Source organism: Streptomyces nojiriensis (genome assembly GCF_017639205.1).
GTDB lineage: Bacteria > Actinomycetota > Actinomycetes > Streptomycetales > Streptomycetaceae > Streptomyces > Streptomyces nojiriensis.
Map to the genome: position 1 here is coordinate 8,104,665 of NZ_CP071139.1, position 19,330 is coordinate 8,123,994.

18 protein-coding genes are annotated in these 19,330 nt (G+C 71.1%); 10 read left to right on the top strand and 8 right to left on the bottom strand.

What is annotated here, in order from left to right:
* Nucleotides 1-31 precede the first annotated feature (31 nt).
* Together ppk2 and JYK04_RS36670 are read left to right on the top strand one after the other, a co-directional pair.
* Complete coding sequence (gene ppk2, locus JYK04_RS36665; protein ID WP_189747548.1) at nucleotides 32-826, top strand: polyphosphate kinase 2; 795 nt, start codon at nucleotides 32-34, stop codon at nucleotides 824-826.
* 175 nt (nucleotides 827-1,001) lie between these two features.
* Nucleotides 1,002-2,648 carry a hypothetical protein gene (locus JYK04_RS36670; RefSeq protein ID WP_189747546.1) on the top strand — a complete coding sequence of 549 codons (1,647 nt, stop codon included), beginning with the start codon at nucleotides 1,002-1,004 and terminating at the stop codon, nucleotides 2,646-2,648.
* A 148-nt stretch (nucleotides 2,649-2,796) separates the two neighbouring features.
* On the opposite strand, the gene JYK04_RS36675 is transcribed toward JYK04_RS36670, so the two are convergent.
* From JYK04_RS36675 to JYK04_RS36685, 4 genes are all read right to left on the bottom strand, one after another.
* Entirely contained in the window at nucleotides 2,797-3,909 is a 1,113-nt protein-coding gene (locus tag JYK04_RS36675) for an ABC transporter substrate-binding protein (protein ID WP_202185953.1), read from the bottom strand.
* Between the two features lie 261 nt (nucleotides 3,910-4,170).
* Nucleotides 4,171-4,242, bottom strand: coding sequence for a putative leader peptide (locus JYK04_RS42480; RefSeq protein WP_351157054.1), 72 nt, complete (start codon nucleotides 4,240-4,242; stop codon nucleotides 4,171-4,173).
* A gap of 200 nt (nucleotides 4,243-4,442) precedes the next feature.
* Nucleotides 4,443-4,901, bottom strand: coding sequence for an RrF2 family transcriptional regulator (locus JYK04_RS36680; RefSeq protein ID WP_189745413.1), 459 nt, complete (start codon nucleotides 4,899-4,901; stop codon nucleotides 4,443-4,445).
* Between the two features lie 68 nt (nucleotides 4,902-4,969).
* Nucleotides 4,970-6,169 carry an acyl-CoA dehydrogenase family protein gene (locus tag JYK04_RS36685; RefSeq protein ID WP_189745411.1) on the bottom strand — a complete coding sequence of 400 codons (1,200 nt, stop codon included), beginning with the start codon at nucleotides 6,167-6,169 and terminating at the stop codon, nucleotides 4,970-4,972.
* A gap of 682 nt (nucleotides 6,170-6,851) precedes the next feature.
* On the opposite strand from JYK04_RS36685, the gene JYK04_RS36690 reads away from it, so the two are divergent.
* The gene (locus JYK04_RS36690) at nucleotides 6,852-7,379 is read left to right on the top strand and encodes a winged helix-turn-helix domain-containing protein (protein ID WP_189745409.1); all 528 of its coding nucleotides are present in this window, start codon (nucleotides 6,852-6,854) and stop codon (nucleotides 7,377-7,379) included.
* Between the two features lie 81 nt (nucleotides 7,380-7,460).
* Here the strand turns inward: JYK04_RS36690 and JYK04_RS36695 are convergent, their stop codons facing one another.
* Complete coding sequence (locus JYK04_RS36695) at nucleotides 7,461-8,192, bottom strand: GbsR/MarR family transcriptional regulator (RefSeq protein WP_189745407.1); 732 nt, start codon at nucleotides 8,190-8,192, stop codon at nucleotides 7,461-7,463.
* 266 nt (nucleotides 8,193-8,458) lie between these two features.
* Between JYK04_RS36695 and JYK04_RS36700 the strand changes: the two genes are divergently transcribed.
* Together JYK04_RS36700 and JYK04_RS36705 are read left to right on the top strand one after the other, a co-directional pair.
* Nucleotides 8,459-9,481, top strand: a complete 1,023-nt coding sequence (locus JYK04_RS36700) for a hypothetical protein (RefSeq protein WP_189745404.1) — start codon at nucleotides 8,459-8,461, stop codon at nucleotides 9,479-9,481.
* Between the two features lie 49 nt (nucleotides 9,482-9,530).
* Nucleotides 9,531-10,643, top strand: coding sequence for a serine hydrolase domain-containing protein (locus JYK04_RS36705; RefSeq protein ID WP_189745402.1), 1,113 nt, complete (start codon nucleotides 9,531-9,533; stop codon nucleotides 10,641-10,643).
* Between the two features lie 164 nt (nucleotides 10,644-10,807).
* Here the strand turns inward: JYK04_RS36705 and JYK04_RS36710 are convergent, their stop codons facing one another.
* Nucleotides 10,808-11,566 (bottom strand): DUF4118 domain-containing protein, encoded by a 759-nt coding sequence (locus tag JYK04_RS36710; protein ID WP_189745400.1) that lies wholly within the window; start codon nucleotides 11,564-11,566, stop codon nucleotides 10,808-10,810.
* A 224-nt stretch (nucleotides 11,567-11,790) separates the two neighbouring features.
* Here JYK04_RS36710 and JYK04_RS36715 point away from each other — a divergent pair, with 224 nt between their 5' ends.
* From JYK04_RS36715 to JYK04_RS36730, 4 genes are all read left to right on the top strand, one after another.
* On the top strand, nucleotides 11,791-12,924 hold the full coding sequence (locus JYK04_RS36715; protein ID WP_229876745.1) for an SDR family oxidoreductase: 1,134 nt from the start codon (nucleotides 11,791-11,793) through the stop codon (nucleotides 12,922-12,924).
* A complete protein-coding gene (locus tag JYK04_RS36720; protein ID WP_189745399.1) occupies nucleotides 12,921-13,526 on the top strand; it encodes a TetR/AcrR family transcriptional regulator in 606 nt (201 codons plus the stop codon). Before JYK04_RS36715 ends, JYK04_RS36720 begins: the two co-directional genes overlap by 4 nt.
* Before the next feature lie 385 nt (nucleotides 13,527-13,911).
* Nucleotides 13,912-14,916 carry a magnesium and cobalt transport protein CorA gene (locus tag JYK04_RS36725; RefSeq protein WP_202185954.1) on the top strand — a complete coding sequence of 335 codons (1,005 nt, stop codon included), beginning with the start codon at nucleotides 13,912-13,914 and terminating at the stop codon, nucleotides 14,914-14,916.
* Between the two features lie 416 nt (nucleotides 14,917-15,332).
* The gene (locus JYK04_RS36730) at nucleotides 15,333-15,947 is read left to right on the top strand and encodes a hypothetical protein (RefSeq protein WP_229876744.1); all 615 of its coding nucleotides are present in this window, start codon (nucleotides 15,333-15,335) and stop codon (nucleotides 15,945-15,947) included.
* Between the two features lie 24 nt (nucleotides 15,948-15,971).
* Here JYK04_RS36730 and JYK04_RS36735 read toward each other — a convergent pair whose 3' ends face one another.
* Nucleotides 15,972-17,924, bottom strand: a complete 1,953-nt coding sequence (locus tag JYK04_RS36735; RefSeq protein WP_189745393.1) for a M20/M25/M40 family metallo-hydrolase — start codon at nucleotides 17,922-17,924, stop codon at nucleotides 15,972-15,974.
* Nucleotides 17,925-18,372: 448 nt separating this feature from the next.
* Here JYK04_RS36735 and JYK04_RS36740 point away from each other — a divergent pair, with 448 nt between their 5' ends.
* The gene (locus tag JYK04_RS36740; RefSeq protein ID WP_189745391.1) at nucleotides 18,373-18,645 is read left to right on the top strand and encodes an SH3 domain-containing protein; all 273 of its coding nucleotides are present in this window, start codon (nucleotides 18,373-18,375) and stop codon (nucleotides 18,643-18,645) included.
* Nucleotides 18,646-18,724: 79 nt separating this feature from the next.
* Here JYK04_RS36740 and JYK04_RS36745 read toward each other — a convergent pair whose 3' ends face one another.
* Complete coding sequence (locus JYK04_RS36745) at nucleotides 18,725-19,192, bottom strand: hypothetical protein (protein ID WP_189745389.1); 468 nt, start codon at nucleotides 19,190-19,192, stop codon at nucleotides 18,725-18,727.
* Nucleotides 19,193-19,330 lie beyond the last annotated feature (138 nt).

The window sequence follows — 19,330 nt, forward strand, 5'->3', positions numbered from 1 at the left end:
AAACGCCGGACGACGACGGGGAGGAGATGCCATGGGTCTGAAGAAGGCGGTCTACGAGGACGAGCTGCTGCGGCTCCAGACGGAACTGATCAAACTCCAGGAGTGGGTGCGTGCGGAAGGTGCCCGTCTCGTCGTCGTCTTCGAAGGGCGCGACGCGGCGGGCAAGGGAGGCACGATCAAGCGGGTCGCGGAACACCTCAACCCCCGCGTGGCACGCATCGCGGCCCTGCCGAAGCCGACGGAGCGGGAGCGCACCCAGTGGTACTTCCAGCGCTACGTGGAGCACCTGCCCGCCGCCGGCGAGATCGTCCTGTTCGACCGCAGCTGGTACAACCGGGCCGGGGTCGAGCACGTCATGGGCTTCTGCACGCCTGCGCAGCACCGGCTCTTCCTGCGCCAGTGCCCGGTGTTCGAGCACATGCTCGTGGAAGACGGGGTCCTGCTCCGCAAGTACTGGTTCTCCGTCAGCGACGCGGTGCAGGAGGAGCGCTTCCGTCGCCGCACGCAGGACCCGCTGCGGCGGTGGAAGCTCTCCCCGATGGACCTGGAGTCCCTCACCCGCTGGGAGGCGTACTCCCGGGCCAAGGACGAGATGCTCGTCCACACGGACACGGTGGACTCCCCGTGGTACGTGGTGGAGAGCGACGACAAGCGCAGCGCGAGACTCAACATGATCGCCCACCTGCTGTCCTCGCTTCCCTACGCGGATGTGGCGCTGCCGTCGCTCACCCTGCCGCCCCGTCCCCCGTCGACGGGTTACCAGCGCCCGTCCAAAGAGCTTCAGAACGCCGTTCCCGACCATGCGGCCACGCTCGGGAAGGACTGAAGCGCGGCGTTGGACGCGCCTGCGGAAAGTGGGAGATTCCCGATTCGGCCAGTGCGCATCTGTTTCGCGCCGGTTCGGGCGGATCCGGCTGTCGGGTTGTCCGGTAAGTGCTGTGCTGGAGGGGCTGCGCCCGTCGGGGCGAGCGTCGGACAGCGCAAACAGGGGGTCTTCAGCGATGGCTTCTCTGCACTACGAAGTACTCACCGATCCGGCTCCGCTCCAGGTGCCGGTCGCGGGCGAGGAACGCCAGGGATCGGTCTACGTCATCGTCTCCAATCCGACCATGGACGAGGTGATCTGGTACTCCATCGAGATACGAGTGCCCTGCGGCCAGGCGGACGGTGATCTGACGGCACATCCGAAGACGATCACCGCGCGGGTCGAGCGGAACACGGCGACGAAGAACGGGGAGGAGCCGATCGTCGCCTGGGACGACAGCACGGGCGTCCTCACCGTGACCGCCCGGCCGAACACGCTGTTCCAGGAGGCCGGTTCCATGGCCCTGGTCCTGGACGGCTTCCCCGTCTCCAGCGCATCGGGACTGGTGCTGCTGCGCGTGACGGAGAGGGCGGCGAACGGCGCCAGGGTGCAGAAGAACCCGGTGACCTTGAGCCTCCTGAAGCAGCTGCCGAAGGTGCCGCGCAACTTCCGTGCGAAGCGGTCCCTGGTGGCCGGCGGCCAGGACGTCGTCCTGCAGTGGGACGGACCCGACACCCTCACCTACCGGATCCAGGGTCCGGAAGGCACCTCGGAGGCGGTTGCGCCGAGGCAGGGCACGACCGGCTGGCAGTGGTCGCCGACGGCGGGCCAGGACCCGAAGCGGGACGCCACGTACACCCTGATCGCCACCTCCCCGGGCGGGCAGCAGCCCGGGTACTTCCTCACCACGACCGTCCACCTGCGCAGCCCCGAGTTCGAGGGCGTCACCGCGACGACCGGTATCCACAGCCCCTGGGTCGAGGGCACGACGGACCGGGGCCGGATCGTCTTCACCGCGCAGGGGGCCCAGATCCGCGACGCCGCCGACGGCCTCGGGACCCTCTCCGCCGCCAGGGCCGACGTCGACACCGTGACGGCGGCGTGGGTCCGGGGGCGCGAGAGCGACGCCGGGTGGATCCGGTTCCCGTCCGACGGGATCAGGGTCGGGCGCGGCGGTGGAGACGACTTGGGAACCGTCACGGCCGACAAGATCGGCGTGCACGGCATCAACACCCAGTGGGTGGGGGACCGGGACTCGGGCAAGGGATGGGTGGAGTTCCCGCAGTCGGGAGTGAACGTCCGCAAGGACGGAAAGCAGGACTGGGGAACCGTCGCCGCTGACCTGGCGGACCTGAACGGCATCAACACCAAGTGGGTGCAGGGCCGCACGGCCGCCGACGGATGGATCGAGTTCCCTGCCTCCGGGATGAACGTGTTCCAGGGCGCCGGGAGCCGCCAGTGGGGGACCGTCGCGGCCGACAAGGCGGACCTGAACGACGTGGTCACCCACCGGGCCCAGGTCAGGGAACGTCTCACCCTGCAGGGCGGGCTGACCGTCGACAACGTGCTGGAGACGCAGGACGGCCCGCCACGGCTGATCGTCCACGGCCGCCTGGATGCCGAGGGCGAGGTGAAGGCCGACCGCACGGTCACCGTCACCGGAGACCTCACCACCGTCGGCATGCTGCGCGTTCAAGGTGAGTCGCGCCTGCAGGGGAAGGTGAACGCCGGCGCGCACCTGTCGGTCCGTAACGGTGGCGCCTGGATCATGCACACGAACGACGGGAAGGTGGCGATCAACGGCGACCTGCGCGTCCACGGGGCGTTCCGCTCCGATTCCTGACCACGCTGTCGAGCAGACGTCCCCCCGCCGGGCTTTGCGCCACTACGGACTTCCCCCGGCCGGGGGAAGTCCGGACGGCCTCCGGGGATCCGGACGGACCCCGCGGACGGCTCGTCGGGACCGCAAACCAGGCTCCTGGGTTGCGGGGTTACTTGGCGCCGAGGCCGGCGTCGGAGACCTCGGGCTTGCCGGCGGCCTTGAGCACCTTGTTGAGGAGCGTGAGGTCGTAGATGCCGGTGAGGTCGGGTTCCTCGATGAGCTTGGCCTTGACCGCCCATTCGGACTGGGTCTTGAGGGTGGCGGCCAGCGGGTCGTCGGTGATGGCGATGCCGGGCCAGGCGGGGTCGATGACCTTGGCGTCGAGCGGCTTGCCGCCTTCGGCCTCGAGGCGGGCGTTGGCGGAGGCCTTGGCCTTGTCCTGGTTGGCGTGGATCCACTCGTTGGTCTTGACGGTGCCGCGCAGCACGGCCTCGACGACGTCGGGGTGCTCCTTGAGGAACTTCTGCGACACGATGATGTTCGTGATCACGAACTTCTTGTCGGGCCACAGGCTGGTCTCGTCGAGGAGGACGGAGCCGCCGTCGGAGACGAGCTTGGAGGCGGTGGGTTCGGGGACCCAGGCGCCGTCGATGGAGCCCTGCTTGAAGGCGTCGGGGGTGACCTTGTTGTCGGTGCGGACGACGGAGACGTCGCCCTTGCCGGATTCGGGGTCGACCTTCCAGCCCTTCTCGGAGATCCAGTTGAGGAAGGCGACGTCCTGGGTGTTCCCCTTCTGGGGGGTGGCGATCTTCTTGCCCTTGAGGTCGTCGAGGGTTTTGATCTTGTCCGGGTTGACGACGAGCTTGACGCCGCCGGAGGCGGATCCGGAGATGATCCGCAGGTTGGAGCCCTTGGACTTGACGTAGCCGTTGATGGACGGCGAGGGGCCGATGAAGCCGATGTCGAGGGAGCCGCCGTTGAGGGCTTCGATCTCGGACGGGCCGGCGTTGAAGGACTGCGGCTTGATCTTGGTGCCGTTCAGTTCCTTCTCGATCAGGCCTTCCTGGAGGCCGACCAGCGCGGTGGCGTGCGTCAGGTTCGGGAAGTACCCGATCCGGACCTCGGAGGCGGAGAGCTTCTTGCCCGCATCGGCCGCGGTGTTGGCGGCCTTGTCGTCCTCCTTCTTCGCCTCGGAGCCGTAGCCGCAGGCGGTGAGCAGGAGCGGAAGGGTCGCAGTGACGGCGATGGCACGCAGGGCGGTGAGCGGTCTTGCGGCAGACACGGGGGTGTCCTTTCACGGGATGGTGTTCAGGGAGGTACGGGGACGGAGACGGGCGGCGAGAAGCCGTCGGCGCACACGGAAGTCACTCCCGGCCGTCGGCGGCGGGGTCGCGGTGGCAGGCGGGGGAGCGGACATCGGACGCCCGCGCTCGAACGCGCGTGGCCGGTGAGGCCGGCCGAGGGGACCACCCGGCCGGGTGAGAGCGGGCTGGGGCAACGCCCAGGGGTGACCTGGGCAGGGGGCCGAGCCCGGCGAAGTGTGTCAGCCGGGCTGACAGATGGCGCTGGACGTACGGACCAGGTCGATGTGCCGACGGGAGGTCAGGGGCAGCATCCGGCCTGCGTGATGCAGTGTTCGCACGGCGACCTCCCCGGATTCCTAGTTTTCCCACCTGGTTGGTAGGCATATTGGCAGAGGCGGAGACCCGCCCCAAGGGGGTGACCGAATGGTGGACGTCGGAATCTCAAAATGCGAGAAAGTGCAGGTAGGGCGGGGCCGGCAAGATCCGGAAGAGACGGCCTAGGGGGTGGGGGTCAGGGATTGGTCCAGGCCCCGGGCGTGTCGGCCAGTGCCGATACGTCGGCGGGCAGGTCGGACGACGCGACGTCGGCGAGCGTCACGCCGTCGAGGATCTCGCGCACATTGGCCCGCAGCGCGATCCACAGGGGGAGCAGCGCCTGGGCGGGGCCGGTGTAGGACAGGTCCGGCGGGCGTACCCCGCGCACCGAGACGAGCGGTCCGTCCACGATGCGGATCACATCCGCGATGCTGATGGACCCGGCGGGCTTGGCCAGCCGGTAGCCGCCGTTGCCGCCTCGCTGGCTGAGCACGAGACCGCCTCGGCGCATGTCGTTCAGGATGCCCTCGAGGAACTTGTGCGGGATGTCCTGGGCGTCGGCGATGGCCTCGGCCTTCACCGGCCCGTCATCCTGTGACGCGGCAAGCTGCAGCGCGGCACGTACCGCATAGTCCGCCCTGGCTGAGATCCGCATGCGGACATTATCCGGCATGGCCGGGGCCGGTGTCCGTCGCGGGTCCGCGACCTGAGCCGTGCCGTGCGTCAGCGGAAGGCCGGCACCGCGCGGTGGGAGCCGTTGAGATAGTGCTCGCCGATGGAGCGCAGGCGGTGCGCGACGGGGCGGTGGGCCGTCAGGACCCTGGCGTTGCGCCAGAACCGGTCCAGGCCGGGCGCGTCGGCGAGCTCCAGCACCCGGGCGGTGATGCGCAGGGCGGCCTTCGACGTCACGGCCTCGGCCGTGGCGACCAGGGCGGCGGCGCCCGCGGCTCCCTCCGCATCGAGGCGCGGCCCCAGGTCGAGGGCCTGCGCCAGCATGTCCGTGGCCCGGTCGACCACGGCGGTGGCCGTCTGGGCGGCGGAGGCGAGTTCCCCGTAGGTGAGGAAGAGGTCCGGGTCCTCACCGGGCAGCCGGTGTGCGCGGCCGCCCCTGCTGAGGTCGCGCGCCTCGGTGAGGGCGCCCTCGGCGATGCCGAGGCCGACGTGGCACAGGGCGAGCCGGAGCGCCGGCTCCGCGAGCGCGGTGAAGGGTGCCGTCGACTCCTCGTCGTGCGGCCGGCGGCCCAGCACCTGCTCGGGGGTGATGGCGACCCGGTCGAGGACGACCTCGCCCGCGCCGGCGACGCGCTGCCCCAGGCGGTCGTGGGCCGGCTCGACGGTCAGGCCCCGTGCACCGGGTGGGATCCGCACGACCAGGACGTCGCCGTTCGCGGCGCTGACGGCGTCGAGCACGATCTGGTCGGCCGTGGCCACCGCCGTGTGCACGGACCGGCGCCCGCTCAGCAGATGGCCGGTGCTGTGCCGCCTCAGCGTGAGGTCCGCTCCGTCGGTGTCCTCGTCGGGCCACGGAGCGCGGACCGCGCCGGTCCACAGCCACTGCTCGCGCACCGACTCCTCTTCGAGGATGCTCGCGTGCTGCTGACCCGCGTAGAAGCGTCCGCTCCAGGTGTGGACGTAGTGGCGGGCGAGTACGTCGCCGACGGAGCTGTCCGCCGCGGCGATCTCCCGGATGACGGTGCATGCGGTACGCCAGTCCGTCCCGCGGCCCGGCCCCGGCGGGGTGAGGGCCGCGGGCAGGCCGGCTTCGCGGAGGCGGGCCGTCTCGTCGGTCGGCGGTTTACCCGCCTGATCGCGGACGATGGCGTCCGCCGCGAGGTCGTCCGCCACATCGCGGGCGGTACGCAGGAGCGCGCGGCGCCGTGCGTCGACGGAGCGGTGGTCGGCGGTGCTCGGCGTCGTCGGCACCGGCGTCACCGACAGGCCCGGGCGCCGCTGCGTGGCGCGCGAGCCGGGTGGACAGCGGTGCCATGGGGGATGGCGGTCGTCATGTCGACTGCTCCGGAACATTGTCGGGCGGCGTCGGCCGGTTGCTGAACGTGTGGGACGGGGCGCGGGGGAGAGGCCGCTATCCCCACCTTTCCTATCGGAGTGATAGGAATACTCGCTCGGAGCGGCCTTCCCGGCAAGACACTGACCGGATGGTGGACAGTTCGATCTCGAAGTGAAAGACGATGCAGGTCAGGGGCCGGCCTGGGGGATCGGGGCGGCTGTCGGCAGGTGCTTTCCTATCCAATAAGTAGGGAAGTGTTGACGCGCGCCCGCCGTACGCCCCACCATGTGGCCATGCCCCTGTCCCAGCCGATGCTCGTACGCCGCAGGCACGTTGACTTCCGTCTCGTCGCCAGCGCCGTCTGCCGACCCGTCTAGGGCTTCTTCGACAGGGCGTTTCCCTGACGCGCACCGGTGTGCCGGATGCCGTCCCCCTCCGCACGCCGCGCACTTCGCGACCCCGGCCTTCGCGCCGTACGGGTCCGCCCGGCGTACGACGCGCCACCCTCCCGCTCGAATCCGTCGCGGAGACCCCTGCCCCGTCGTGGCCGGACACCCGGCATCCGTATCCGACTCCGAGCAGCCGAAGGGGTTCATCATGACCACCGCAATTCCCGCACCCACACCCGCACTCCGCCGTTCCCCGGCCCCGCGCCTCCAACTGGTCGGCGACCGCCCGCCCTTCGTCTTCGTCGACGGGACCGATGGCGGTCGCGTCGGGTACCTCGTGTTCCTGCCGGCGCATGTCGACCCCGTGGCGGTGATGGGCGCGCACGGCGTACGTCCGGAGATCCAGCCCCTCGAGCCCGGGGCGCCTGCGGGACCCGACCACTGCGACGACGCCATCCGGGTCGACCGCGCACGTCGGCTGGTCGAGGTCGACGGGCGCGAACTCGATCTCACCTACCTGGAGTTCGACCTCCTGGCCCACCTCGTGGCGCACCCGTACACGGTCCACACCCGGGATGCCCTCATCTCCGGCGTCTGGGGGTACGGGCACATCGGCGACGGCCGTACCGTCGACGTCCACGTGGCCAGGCTGCGCCGCAAGATCGGTCCCGCATACCGGGACCGCATATCCACCGTGCGTCGCGTCGGCTACCGGTACGTTCCCGACCACCGGTAGCCCCCGGGCCGGCCGGGCCGGCCGGTGTGCCGTCGAGGAGTTCCCGCACCGGTGCCGCGCGGCGCCGCGTCAGCCGGTGCCTCAGCCGGATGTGCCGCGCCTCGCGGCATCGGCCTGCCGCCACTGCTCGGCCGCCTCGATCATGGTCCGGCCGACGTGCTCGAAGAAGTGGCCGATGTCCTGCATCCGGATGCCGGCGGGTGTCGTGGCGCCGAGGACCTGGGCGCTGCGCAGGGTGAAGTCGGCGAGCATGGCGTTCTGACGGGCGCTGGCCATCCAGCCGCGGAACCAGGCGTCGGCGTCGATGACGTACCGGTCCCGTCGCCGGCCGGTGTCGCGTTCCCGCCTGATGAGCTCCTGCTGTTCGAGTTCACCGACGGCCTTGGAGACGGACGCGGGGCTGACCTGGAGGCGCTGGGCGAGCTCGGCGGCGGTCAGGCTGCCTTCGTCGGTGACGTACAGGCACGTCAGCACTCGGGCGGTCATCCGCGGGAGACCCGTACCGACCATCATCGCCGTGAACTGTTCCTCCAGTTCGAGGACGGCCTCCGGGTCGCGACCGTGCATGGCGCTCGTGGCGGTCGGGGAGGTGGCCGGGGCCGGGGACTGCTTGCTGCGGCGGGCACGTCCTGTCGTGGCGCGATGGGCCGCGTCGGCCCGATAGGCGGCGGGACCGCCGTTGCGGGCCACCTCCCGGGTGACGGTGGAGATGGGCCTGCCCAGGCGCCCGGCGATGTCGGTGTAGCTGAGTCCTTCCCCCAATCCCCCGGCGATCGCCTGCCGTTCGTGGTGGGTCAGTCTGCCTCCGGGCATCGGCATTGCCTCCGTGTCGGGTCCGCGCGTGCGGTCAGTATTGCTTTCGCGGTCAGGTCATTGCAAGTCTCCTCCTGCTGTATTTGCATTCACCTCCATGGTCATTGCAAGAGTTGCGTGCTTTGACCTGCATGATTCCCGACAGGTTCACCTTTTTGATTGACGAAAGAGTGAAAGCAATTTAGCTTTTGGTCATTCGCGAACGAGCGATGTGAACCGAGCCGGCCCGGGACGAGGGCTGCTCGTCGCCCTGATCGGAGCCCTTCATGACGTCCTTACTCACACCCGTGCGCGGCTGGCACCGGCCGTTGGTGGTCTGCGCCGCGCTCATGTTCGCCCTGGTGCTGGTTTCCGGCGTCGGCACCCTCGTCGACGGACGGACCCTGCTGGACGAGTCGGTGTGGGTGAAGCCGCTCAAGTTCGGCCTCGCCTTCGGCCTCTACGCGGCCACGCTGGCATGGCTGCTGACGAAGCCGACCAGGGGCAGGCGGCTGGGACGGTGGCTGGGTACCGTCTTCGCGGTGGCCGCCACCGTGGAGGTGGGCGCCATCACCGCCCAGGCGGCGCGCGGCACCTTCAGTCACTTCAACGCGGACCGGACCGACCCGGTCACCCTGGCCCTGGTCCCGCTCCTCACCTTCGGCGTGATGGTCATCGTCATCGCGCAGTTGGTCCTCGCGGTCGTCGTCCTGATCCAGCGCACCGGCGGAGCGGCGCTGAACCGCGCCATCCGCGCCGGCCTCGCGCTCGCCACCTTCGGCATGGTCGTACCGGTCTTCTGGATGGTCACCGAGATCCACTCCCGTACGGTGACCGACGCCAACGGCCACTCCGTCCGGATGTACCAGGGCCACGGCATCGGCGACCCCGACGGCCACGGCATGCCCCTCACCAACTGGAGCGTGACCGGCGGCGACTTCCGGGTACCGCACTTCTTCGCCCTGCACGGCATCCAGGTGCTCCTCCTGATCACCGCGGTACTGGCCGCCCTGGCCGCCGAGCGCGTATGGCTGCGCGACGAGAAGGTACGGGCCCGCCTGGTCGGCAGTGCAGTCCTCGGCTACACGGGGCTGGTCGCGGTGGTGACCTGGCAGGCGTGGCGCGGACAGTCCCTGATCCATCCGGACGCCGCCACCCTCCTCGCCCTCGCCGCGGTGCTGCTGCTCACGGCGGGGACCACCGCACGAGTGATCGTGACCGCCAAGCGCACGACCGCCGAGCGCACGGCCGCCGAGCGCGCCACACCTCAACCGGCCGGGTGCCCCGTGCCTGCCCACCCGGCACGCTGACGTCACTTCCCTGAACCGGCGAACCGAACTCCCGAGAGGAAGAACCGACATGAGCAGGCAGCCCTTCTCCACCGCGGCCACCCCCGACCGCTCCGCACTGCAGGACGTGCTGGACCGCGCCACCGCCCCGGGCGGCGCTCCCGGCATCGTCGTCGACGTACGGGACGGCCACGGCGCGTGGTTCGGCTCGGCGGGCGTCTCCGACACCGGGACCGGGGAGGAGCGCCGGCCGTCCGAGCGGTTCCGGATCGGGAGCGCGACGAAGGCGTTCACCGCCACCCTGGTCCTGCAGCTGGCGGCCGAAGGCCGGCTGGACCTGGACGACACGATGGAGCAGTGGCTTCCCGGGATGGTGGAGGGCAACGGCTACCACGGCGGTGCGATCACCATCCGGCAGTTGCTCAACCACACCAGCGGCATCTTCAACTACGGCAACGACGCGCAGTTCTTCGCGAAGGGCACCGGCGCTGCGTGGTTCCGGCACCGCTACGACACCCACGCACCCGAGCAGTTGATCAGGATCGGCCTGGCCACCCCACCGTCCTTCGCTCCGGGGGACGCCTTCCTGTACTCCAACACCAACTACTTCCTGGCCGCCCTGATCGTCGAGAAGGCCACGGGCGGGACGCTCGCCGAAGCGCTCACCCGGCGGATCGTCCACCCCCTGGGGCTCACCGGGACCTACCTGCCGGGCACGGAACCGACCATCCGAGGGCCGCACCCCCGGCACTACTCCACCCTCTTCGCCGCCGACGCCCGGCCCGAGGTCCACGACGCGACCGAGATGAACCAGTCCTTCGCCTGGGCGGCCGGCGGCATCATCTCGACCCTGGGCGACCTGCAGCGATTCTTCGGCGCCCTGCTCCAAGGCCGCCTGCTGCCGGCCGAACAGCAGCAGGAGATGTTCACCACCGTGGCGACCGCGGGACCCGTCCCCTGGATCCCGGGCACCCGGTACGGCCTGGGCGTGTTCTCCTGGGCACTGCCGTCCGGCGTCACGGTCTGGGGCAACGCGGGTGCGACGTACGGCTCGTGGACCTGCGCCATGGGCTCCCGTGACGGCGAGCACCTGCTCACCAGCCAGGTCAACGGCGACTGGAGTGGCCTGGGCGTCTTCGCTGACATCCTCACCGCCGAATTCGACGCGACGGCCGGAAGCTGACGGCCGGAAGCTGACGTCCGGGAGCCCCCCGGCCACCGGACGTCGAGCAGCAGCTTCCGCCGGCCGATCAGCCTGCCGGGATGGGTGATGAGGATCTCCAGGAGGTGCCACTCGGCGGGGGTCGGCCCCCTGACGGCGCAGGTCGGCAGGCCACCTCCGGTGCGTCAGACCTGGCGGGGCAGGCCGGCCGAATCCAGGGCGACACCGGCCTGCGCGGCCAGCGTGACGGCTACCAGGCGGGCCTCCTCGGGCGGCAGGGGCCGGCCGGGGTACGGGTCGAGCAGGAAGCGGCCGTAGTAGTGCCCGCCACCGACGGCGCGCAGCTCCGTCTCGCCCTCCGGCCACTCGGTGTACTCGGTGATCCGACTGCCACGGCGCAGCCAGAGGCTGCCGTCGTGCTCCAGCCGCGGCAGGTGCCCCATCAGGGTTCCGTACTCGAAGCGGCAGCCGCGCAGCTCCAGCAGGCCCACGAGCTCCCGGCGGGCGTACTCGACCACCGCCTCCGGCGAGGCGCCGTCCTCGGCGAGGCGGGCGGTGCCCTGGAGGCTCGACAGGTGTGCCGCGTCCGTGACCGCGACCGCTTGGAGCCGACGGGTACGGGCCGCCAGCTGGGAGACGATCAGCCCGACGGCGAGGAGGAGGACCGCCGTCTGGATCTCGTCACCGTCGGCGATGGTGAACTGCTGGTAGGGCCTGGTCAGGAAGAAGTCGAACCACGCCGCCGCCGAAAGGGCGGCCAGCGCGCCGGCCGCCCGCGTACCCAGGGAGGCGACCGCGACCACCACGACGACCATGATCAGTGCCTCGTTCGTCGCCGAAAGGTCGGTACGGAAGGGCACGAGCGCGAGCGCGACGAGGAAGGGGGCCACGAGGGCCGCGACCAGTGCGAGGGGGTCGTGGAGCCGGGACCAGTAGCCGGACATGTGAGGCCTCCCGTCCGGACGAGCCGATGGTGACGGAGAGCGTCGCTCAGAACTCCTCGAGTTCAAGCCTGCCCCTTTGCGGGGGCGGCGCAACGCGGGGCACCGCACCTTGACGGACCCCGTACGCCGTTCCCACCCGTGCGTACGGCACGCGTGGCGGCCACCGCGTACGAGCCGCCGCCGCCCGATCGCATTTTTAGGTCATCTGACCTAGGATTCTGGACATGATCACCGAACGGCACGACGAACTGCGTCCGGACCCCTCCGGCCCCGTACTGATCACCGGCGGATACGGCACCGTGGGCGCCGAGATCGCCCGCATCCTGGCCGTGGACACCCCGACCCTGCTCACCGGCCGCAACCCCGGCCGGGGCGAGGCGCTCGCCGCCGAAGTCGGGGGCGAGGTGCGTGCCTGGGACCTGGCGGACCCGTCCCCCTTCCGGGCCGGCGTCCGGGCCGTCATCAGCTCGGTCAACGACCCCGAGGACCGGGTGCTGGCCGCCGCCGCGGCCGGCGGCGTGCCCTACGTCGACATCACCCGGTGGACGGGCCGCCTGCAGCGGGCCGTCACCGTCGCCGCCCTGCTCCGACCGGCCGCCCCGGTGCTGCTGTCCTCCGCCTGGATGGGTGGGGTCAGCAGCCTGGTGGCGGCTGCGCTGGCCGCGGAGCTGGGCGGCGCCGAGCAGGTCGAGATCGCCGTTCGGTGGGACATGGCCGACCGGGCCGGGGCGGATTCCGTCGAGTTCATGGACCGGCTGGGCGTGGCGTTCGAGGTGGTGGACGGCGGGAGGCGCCGGCTCGCCTCCCCGATGACGGAGTCCCGTACGGTGGCCATCGGCGGAACGCCCGTACGCGTCGCGCGCATCGACACTCCGGAGCAGTTCACCCTGCCGCTGACCCTCGGCACCACCACCGCAGCCACCCGCATCGGGTTCAGCTCCCCGGCCGCGACCCGGGCGCTCCTCGCGCTGCGGGGCACGGGATTCTTCCGCTGGGCCGGCGGGGAACGCTGGGCCCCCGCGCGCCGGGCCCTGCTCCACTCGCCGGGCGACGGTGGTACGGCCCGGCTGCGCGTGGACGTCACCCATCGCGGGCGCACGCGTACCGCGACCGTGACCGACCCGCTCGGCCAGCACCATCTGACGGCGGTCGGAGCCGTCGTAGGCCTGCGCCGCGTCCTCGGCACCGACGGTTCCCCCGCCCCCCGGGGCGTGGTCTTCCCCGAACAGCATCCGGATCCCGCCCGCGCGGTCGAGCTGCTCGCCGCACACGGTGTCGCCCTCGCCTTCGACTCCTTCGACGAGGGCGGTGCCGTCGGTACGGGCCGCGGCCGGGCCGGAACGCAGGCCGCCGCATGAGCGCCGCGACCGGACCGACCGCCAAGGGCCGCCAGCGGCGTACGGCCCTCCTCGACGCGGCCGAGCACGTCCTCACCGGCGCCGGAGGGTCCGAACTGACCCTGCGGGCGGTCGCCGAGGAGGCCGGCGTCCGGCTGGGCCACCTCCAGTACTACTTCCCGACCCGTGCCGCCCTCCTTTCGGCGCTCCTCGACCGCATCCTCGCCTCGTCCTTGGAACGGGTCACCGCCCTGACCGTCGCGCCCGCGCACGGCAGCGGCCGCGAAGCCCTGCTCGACGCGATCCTCTCCGACCACGACGATCCGCGCCTGGTGCGGCTGTTCACCGAGGTGTGGGCACTGGCCGCGCACGACGAGGAAGCGGCCTCGGCGGTCCGCGCCTTCTACGGCCAGTACGTCACGCACGTGGCCGCGTTCGTCCGGGACCAGGCGCCGGGCCTCAGCGCCGCCGAAGCGCAGCACAGGGCCGAGGTGTTCGTCATGCTGATGGAGGGGGCCGCCCTGTTCCGCTCCGGCGTCACCGGCCGCCGCACGGCCGCCACCGACGCCCGCCTGCGCGAGGCCGCGCTCACCCTGCTCGGGGGCACTGTCCACCCCGCGTAGGCGGATGCCGCGCGGCCTGTGTCGGACCGCCGCGCCCGCAGGTGCGTACGGGCGGGGATGGCCTCGGGCCACCCCATGACGGGACCTTGACGGCGGCGGTCCGAGTCCGTACGGATCACTGACGGCGCCGAGCCGGGACTGCCGCACCACCCGAGCCGCGCCGCCGGTCGGGGCCCGCCCGGGCCGACCGGCTCGCGCCCTCGGGACCTGCACATTCGACCCGGAGGGCAGTCACCGGGACCGGCTGCGAGGACATCTCTGCTGAGTCGGAGGAGCATCTATTGCTGGGGGCCTGTACGGCGCACATCGGTCGGCCGTGAGGAGGAAGGCCATGATCGTCGACTGCGCACACTACCGCGACGGGCGTCGACAGCATGAGGGCGCGATGCCCCTGGAGCAGGCGGCCGCGCGCTGTCGGCAAGGCGGATTCGTCTGGCTGGGCGTCTTCGAACCGGGTCCCGAGGAACTGGACCGGGTCCGCGAGATCTTCGGACTGCACGAGCTCGCCGTCGAGGACGCCGCGGCCTTCCACCTGCGGCCGAAGGCCGAGCAGTACGAGGACGGCACCGAACTGATCATCCTGCGCACGGCCCGCTACGACGACGAGCGCGAGGAGATCGACACCGGCGAGATCAGCATCTTCCTCGCCGACCACTTCGTGATCACCGTCCGCCAGGGCATCGCGAGCGAGCTGCACGAAGCGCGGAGCCGGCTCGAAAGCCGCCCCGAACTGCTCAAGACCGGCAGCGCCGCCACGCTGTGGGCGATCCTCGACCAGGTCGTCGACAGCTACGCGCCGGTCGTCGGCGAACTGGAGCGCGACATCGAGCAGATCGAGGCCACGGTGTTCTCCGGGGAGGTCGCCCCGACCGAACGGATCTACTCCCTGCGCCGTGAGGCCACCGACTTCTACCGGGCCGTACACCCGCTGCTCGCCGTGCTCACCAGGCGGCTGCAGCCCGGCAAGACGCCGCCCCCGCTCCAGCCGTACATGCGTGACGTGCACGACCACCTGCTGCTGGTCAACGAGGAGGTCGCCGCCCAACGCGACCTCCTGACCACCGTCCTGGAAGCGAACATCGCGGTGATCTCCGTAGAGCAGAACAAGATCAACCTTCGGCAGAGCGCCACGATGGAAAGGCTAACGATCCTCGCGAGCGTGTTTCTCCCGCTGTCCTTCGTGGTCGGCTTCTTCGGGCAGAACTTCGCGTGGCTGGTCACCCACATCAGCAGTTTCGAGGCGTTCCTCACCCTCACCCTCCTCGGGGTGCTGCTGCCGTGCCTGATGCTGTACGTCTGGCTGCGCCGACGGCGAGGCCGGCCGGCACCGCCGATTCCCGAGGCGACCCACACCACCGGCTGGCAGGCCCCGGCAGCCTCCCGGAGGTGAAGGCGGCGCTGCGGCCCTGACCGCAGCAGGCGTGTGAATGCGGCGCGTGTCGGCCGTGGGCCTTGCTCGCCCCGGTCTACGGTGGAGCGCGGCGTCCCGGGCGCGGTCGTCGAGGTCCTAGGGGGTGTCTTGCCGATCAGGCCGGGCTCGCGGGGTCTGGCACCGCGCCTCGCCGCGTTGTCCTCGGTCCCTGATCCGCCCTGATCGACAAGACACCCCCTAGGGCAGCCGCCCCGTACGACTCCACCTGCGAGGAACGGCACATGAACCCGAATTCGACGGCACATGCGATCTGAGCCGCCACCGGGCCCGGGAGGCAATCGGCCGTGACCGGACCGAACCCGCCCGACACGGACCGTAGGAGCCGGCGCGCGCCGCATCCGAGATCTGCCGACCGCACGGAGAGCCGCTGGCCGATGGCCGCAGCGGTCATCGCTTCGGCGGTGCTCACCCTGCTTCTCCCCGACGACCTGCGTCTCGGACCCCGGTGGGCGCTTCCCATCGCCGAAGGCCTCCTGCTGGTGGCGCTGATCTCGGGGGACCCCGGTCGGATCAGCCGCCGCTCCACCGTCCTGCGCTCAGTGGCGATCTCCCTGGTCGTCGTGCTCGTGGGCAGCGCCGGCTGGTCGACCGTCCAGCTGATCGACGACCTCATCCACGGCGGACACGAGACCAGCTCCGCCAATGCACTCCTGCTGGCCGGCGGCAGCGTCTGGTCCTCCACCGTGCTCGCCTTCTCCCTCCTGTACTTCGAACTCGACAGCGGCGGACCGGCCGCGCGGGCCCACCACATGCCCCCCACTCCGGCGCTCGCGTTTCCCCAACACCTCAGCCCCGAACTGAACGCCTCGCACTGGCGCCCCCACTACATCGACTACCTCTACCTCGGGTTCACCAACTCCACCGCGCTGAGCCCCACCGACGTCATGCCGCTCGCCCCCTGGGCCAAGAGCGTCATGACCCTCCAGTCCGTCCTGTCCCTCATGATCCTGGGACTCGTCGTCGCCCGGGCCGTCAACGTCCTGGCCTGAGACGGCCCGGCCCGGTGGGTGTGGCTACAGGCCCGCGAAGGTCAGGGCGGTCGCGGTGACGGAGCAGGCGATCGTGGCCGCGTACCGGGTGTCGTGGTCCTCGTCGAGGAGGGTGTCGCCAGGGGTGTGGTACTGCCGGGTGCCGGTCGCCGGTCCGCCGTCCGGACCGAAGAGGTTCTCGGAAACGGCGATGGCCGCCCATCCCCGCTCGTGGAAGCTCGCGTGGTCGCTCCGCCCCAAGGCGGGGTCCCCGGGTCCGGTGAGCTGCTGGATCTCGAAGCCGGAGGTGATGGCAGGGACGGTCCGTGCGACCAGGTCGCCGAGCGCGTCCGAGGCGGCCGCGACCGGCCCGGGCACGGAGGAGCCGGCGTGGATCTCCACCGCGGGCGGGCTGCCGTCCTGCAAGCCGGCGATCATGTCCATCTGGAAGACGCCCGCGATGCGGTCGTCCGCCGCCGCGGCGGCGCGCGCGTAGCGCTTGCTGCCGACGAGCGCCTGTTCCTCGGCGTTGAAGAGGACGAAGCGAACGTGCCGCGTCGGCGCCCGGCCCTCCGCGACGAGCGCGTGCAGACATTCCGCCGCGGCCATGACCGCCGCGGTGCCGCTCCCGTCGTCGTCCGCGCCGGGCGCCGGGTCCGCCTGGGGGTCGTAGGGGCGGGGATCGCCGTTCGCATCGACGAAGTGACCGCTTTGTGCCGTCGAATCCAGATGTCCCGTGATGAGAACGGCGGAGTCGGCCCCTTCGACGCGGTGCTCGGCCTCGACGTTGAACAATTGGCGCCCCCGCCATCTGAACGCGTGCCGTCGGACCACCAGCCCCAGATCCTCGAAGTGCCGGACCAGTGCGTCCACGACGAGCCCGTTGTCGGCATGTCCGGCGTCACGGCTGCGGACCTTCAGCGGATCGCCCGGGACCAGTGGTTCGACGCCGGAGATGCGTGCCACGTGAGTGCGGAGCACCTCGGGCGTCACGGTCGCGCGTACGGCGGCGAGCGTCTCGGGGGAGGGAAGACCGTTGCCCGTCCCGTCGAATCCGGCGGGCAGGGCCGGCGCGAATCCCTCGGCCTGCGTTTCGCCAGGGCGTGACAGGAGCGCCGGGTCCGGCAGCAGGCGCTCGGTGTGTCCGGGCTTGGCTCCCTGCGTGTGCACCTCCTCGATCGGGACACCGGTGGGCGCGGCGACGTAGACACCGCCGGGTGCGGGCCCGAGCGACGAGATCTGCCGCGGGTACCCGGTCAGCTCGCCGGAGGCGAAGCAGAACGCGGCCGCCGCGCGCATCGCTCGTTCGGCCGCCGTCCGCGACTCGTCCGAGGCGCCCGCGAAGGCCTCCGGCACCGGGACCGAGCGGTCGTCCCTGATCAGGAATGCCGCCGTGTCCTCCACCTGTCCCCGTACGTCGGTCGTGAACCCGGCCTGTTGGAGCGTTTCGACCCCGAGTGCGGTCGCCATCGCGAGTACGAGCCGAGGGGAGGCGACGTGCACGGGAACCACCTCCGTGCCGCCTGCCACCGACTCCAGCAGGCTCAGGCTCCCGCCCTCCGGCACGTCGATCCTCGTCCAGAAGACCGGGCGGCTCTCGATGGCGGCCCGGGTGAACACGGGATGGGGCGCGACCCGCATGCCCGCCGTGCGGGCGAACGCGCGCTCGTCGTGGTCCTCGCCGACGAAGACGCAGTCGTCGGCCGCGCCGCCCGAGCTCGCGACCGCGTCGTCGAAGATCGCGCGGCTGGTCTTGGGGCCGAAGTGGATGAGGCGGTCGTCCGTGAACCGGTCGGGGAATGCCTCGTGCAGGGCTTGCGTGATGTGCGCGACCGCATCCTGTTCGGCGCCCGGGTTGGAGATGACGCCCTTGGGTTCCCCGGCGAAGGCGTCGAGAACCTGCAGGACGCGCGGGCGGGGACGCAACAGCCAGGATCCGTCCGCCTCGACCTGGCCGTCCGCCAATGTCGCCCCGATGTCGAAGAAGAGTGTGGTCATCTCGGTGCCTCCGATGGATGAACGGAACGCAGTCGAACGGCATACCCCCTCCTCGACTCCCCCTCCAATCGTCACTCACCGTAACGGAAATGGCAATCGGGAGGATGGTGTCCTCGGCGGGTCCACGACCCGGCGAGCCGGTCATCTGGCCGCGTCGGACGCCGTGTACCTGCTGTTCGCGATCCACGGACCAGCGCTCGTCGGCCGGGTGGTCCGCTACAGGGGGTGATTGAAACGTCATCATTGTTCTGCTGGACCGTTGAAGCGGTGATCGACGGCCGAAGTTGCCCGCGGCAACCGCGGAACCATCGGAATGATGCCCGGCCGCCGTCGTGGTGACGCCCCGCACGCCTCCGGCTCCCCGGCGGGTGGAGGCTCTACCGTGCGAGCAACCCGTCCGCACAGCGGACCACGTCCCGCCGCTCAGGCGTTCCCCTCGGAGGTCACGATGCCCAGTCCAGCTCAGCCGTTCGGCACGGTCGTCAGCAGCAGCGGCGTGAACCTGCGGAGGTATCCGAGTACTGATTCCTCCCTCGTCGGCAACCTGAACCACGGCGCCGTGATCGGTCTGCACAGCAAGGTGCACGCGCAGGCCATCGACGGCAACAGCATCTGGTACCTGCTGCGCGACCAGGCCGTGTGGGTCGCCGCCCGCCACGTCGACAACACCGGCGAGGTGCCGCTGTCCAAGGACGCCCAGCCCGCTTCCCCCCAGGGCTGACGGCGGGCCGGCCGCCGGCTCGCCCAGGCCGTCCGGGGGCAGCGCACGGCTGTCCCCGGGGCCCGGACCGATCGGGCGGTCAGCGAGCCTGCGGTGAGGCGCTGTTGAGGAACCGCTCCAGTGCCAGACGTGCCGCCTCCCCCCGCCCGGCCCGGTCCTGTTCGTCCTGTGCCGCATGAATCCCGGTCGTGGCGTCGAGAGCCTCCTGGGCCAGCCGGACCAGGGCGGAATCGCCGCATATGAGGCGGACCCGGCAGAGCGCTGCGGTGGAGTCCGCCCGCCGCTGGTAGGACGCTTCGCGAGCGCTGAGGAACCGAGGGCTGTCCGGGTCGGCCCGCTCCAGGTGCCAGCGGTCGTTCTGACTCCGGCGGAAGTCGGTGAGGGTCGCCGCGAAGCCGCTGTACGCGCCGATCCGTTCGTGCCACAGCTGTTGATCTCGGGCGAAGCGTTCCGCCTGCCGGGCGATGTGCCGTTGGAAGAGGAAGGTGAGGGTGGACCCGGCCAGCGTCGCGAAGACGGCGACGAGGCTCGTGAGGGCGGCATTCATGCCGTGAGGCTCCCCGGTGCAGGTGTGCCGCATCCGCGCCGTGCCCGGGCCCCGCCGGACGCGCCGCTGCCGACGTGCAGCGGCGCGGCGATACTGAAGGTAGGCCGACTGCTCGTCCCCTGGTCATCGACCACTGTG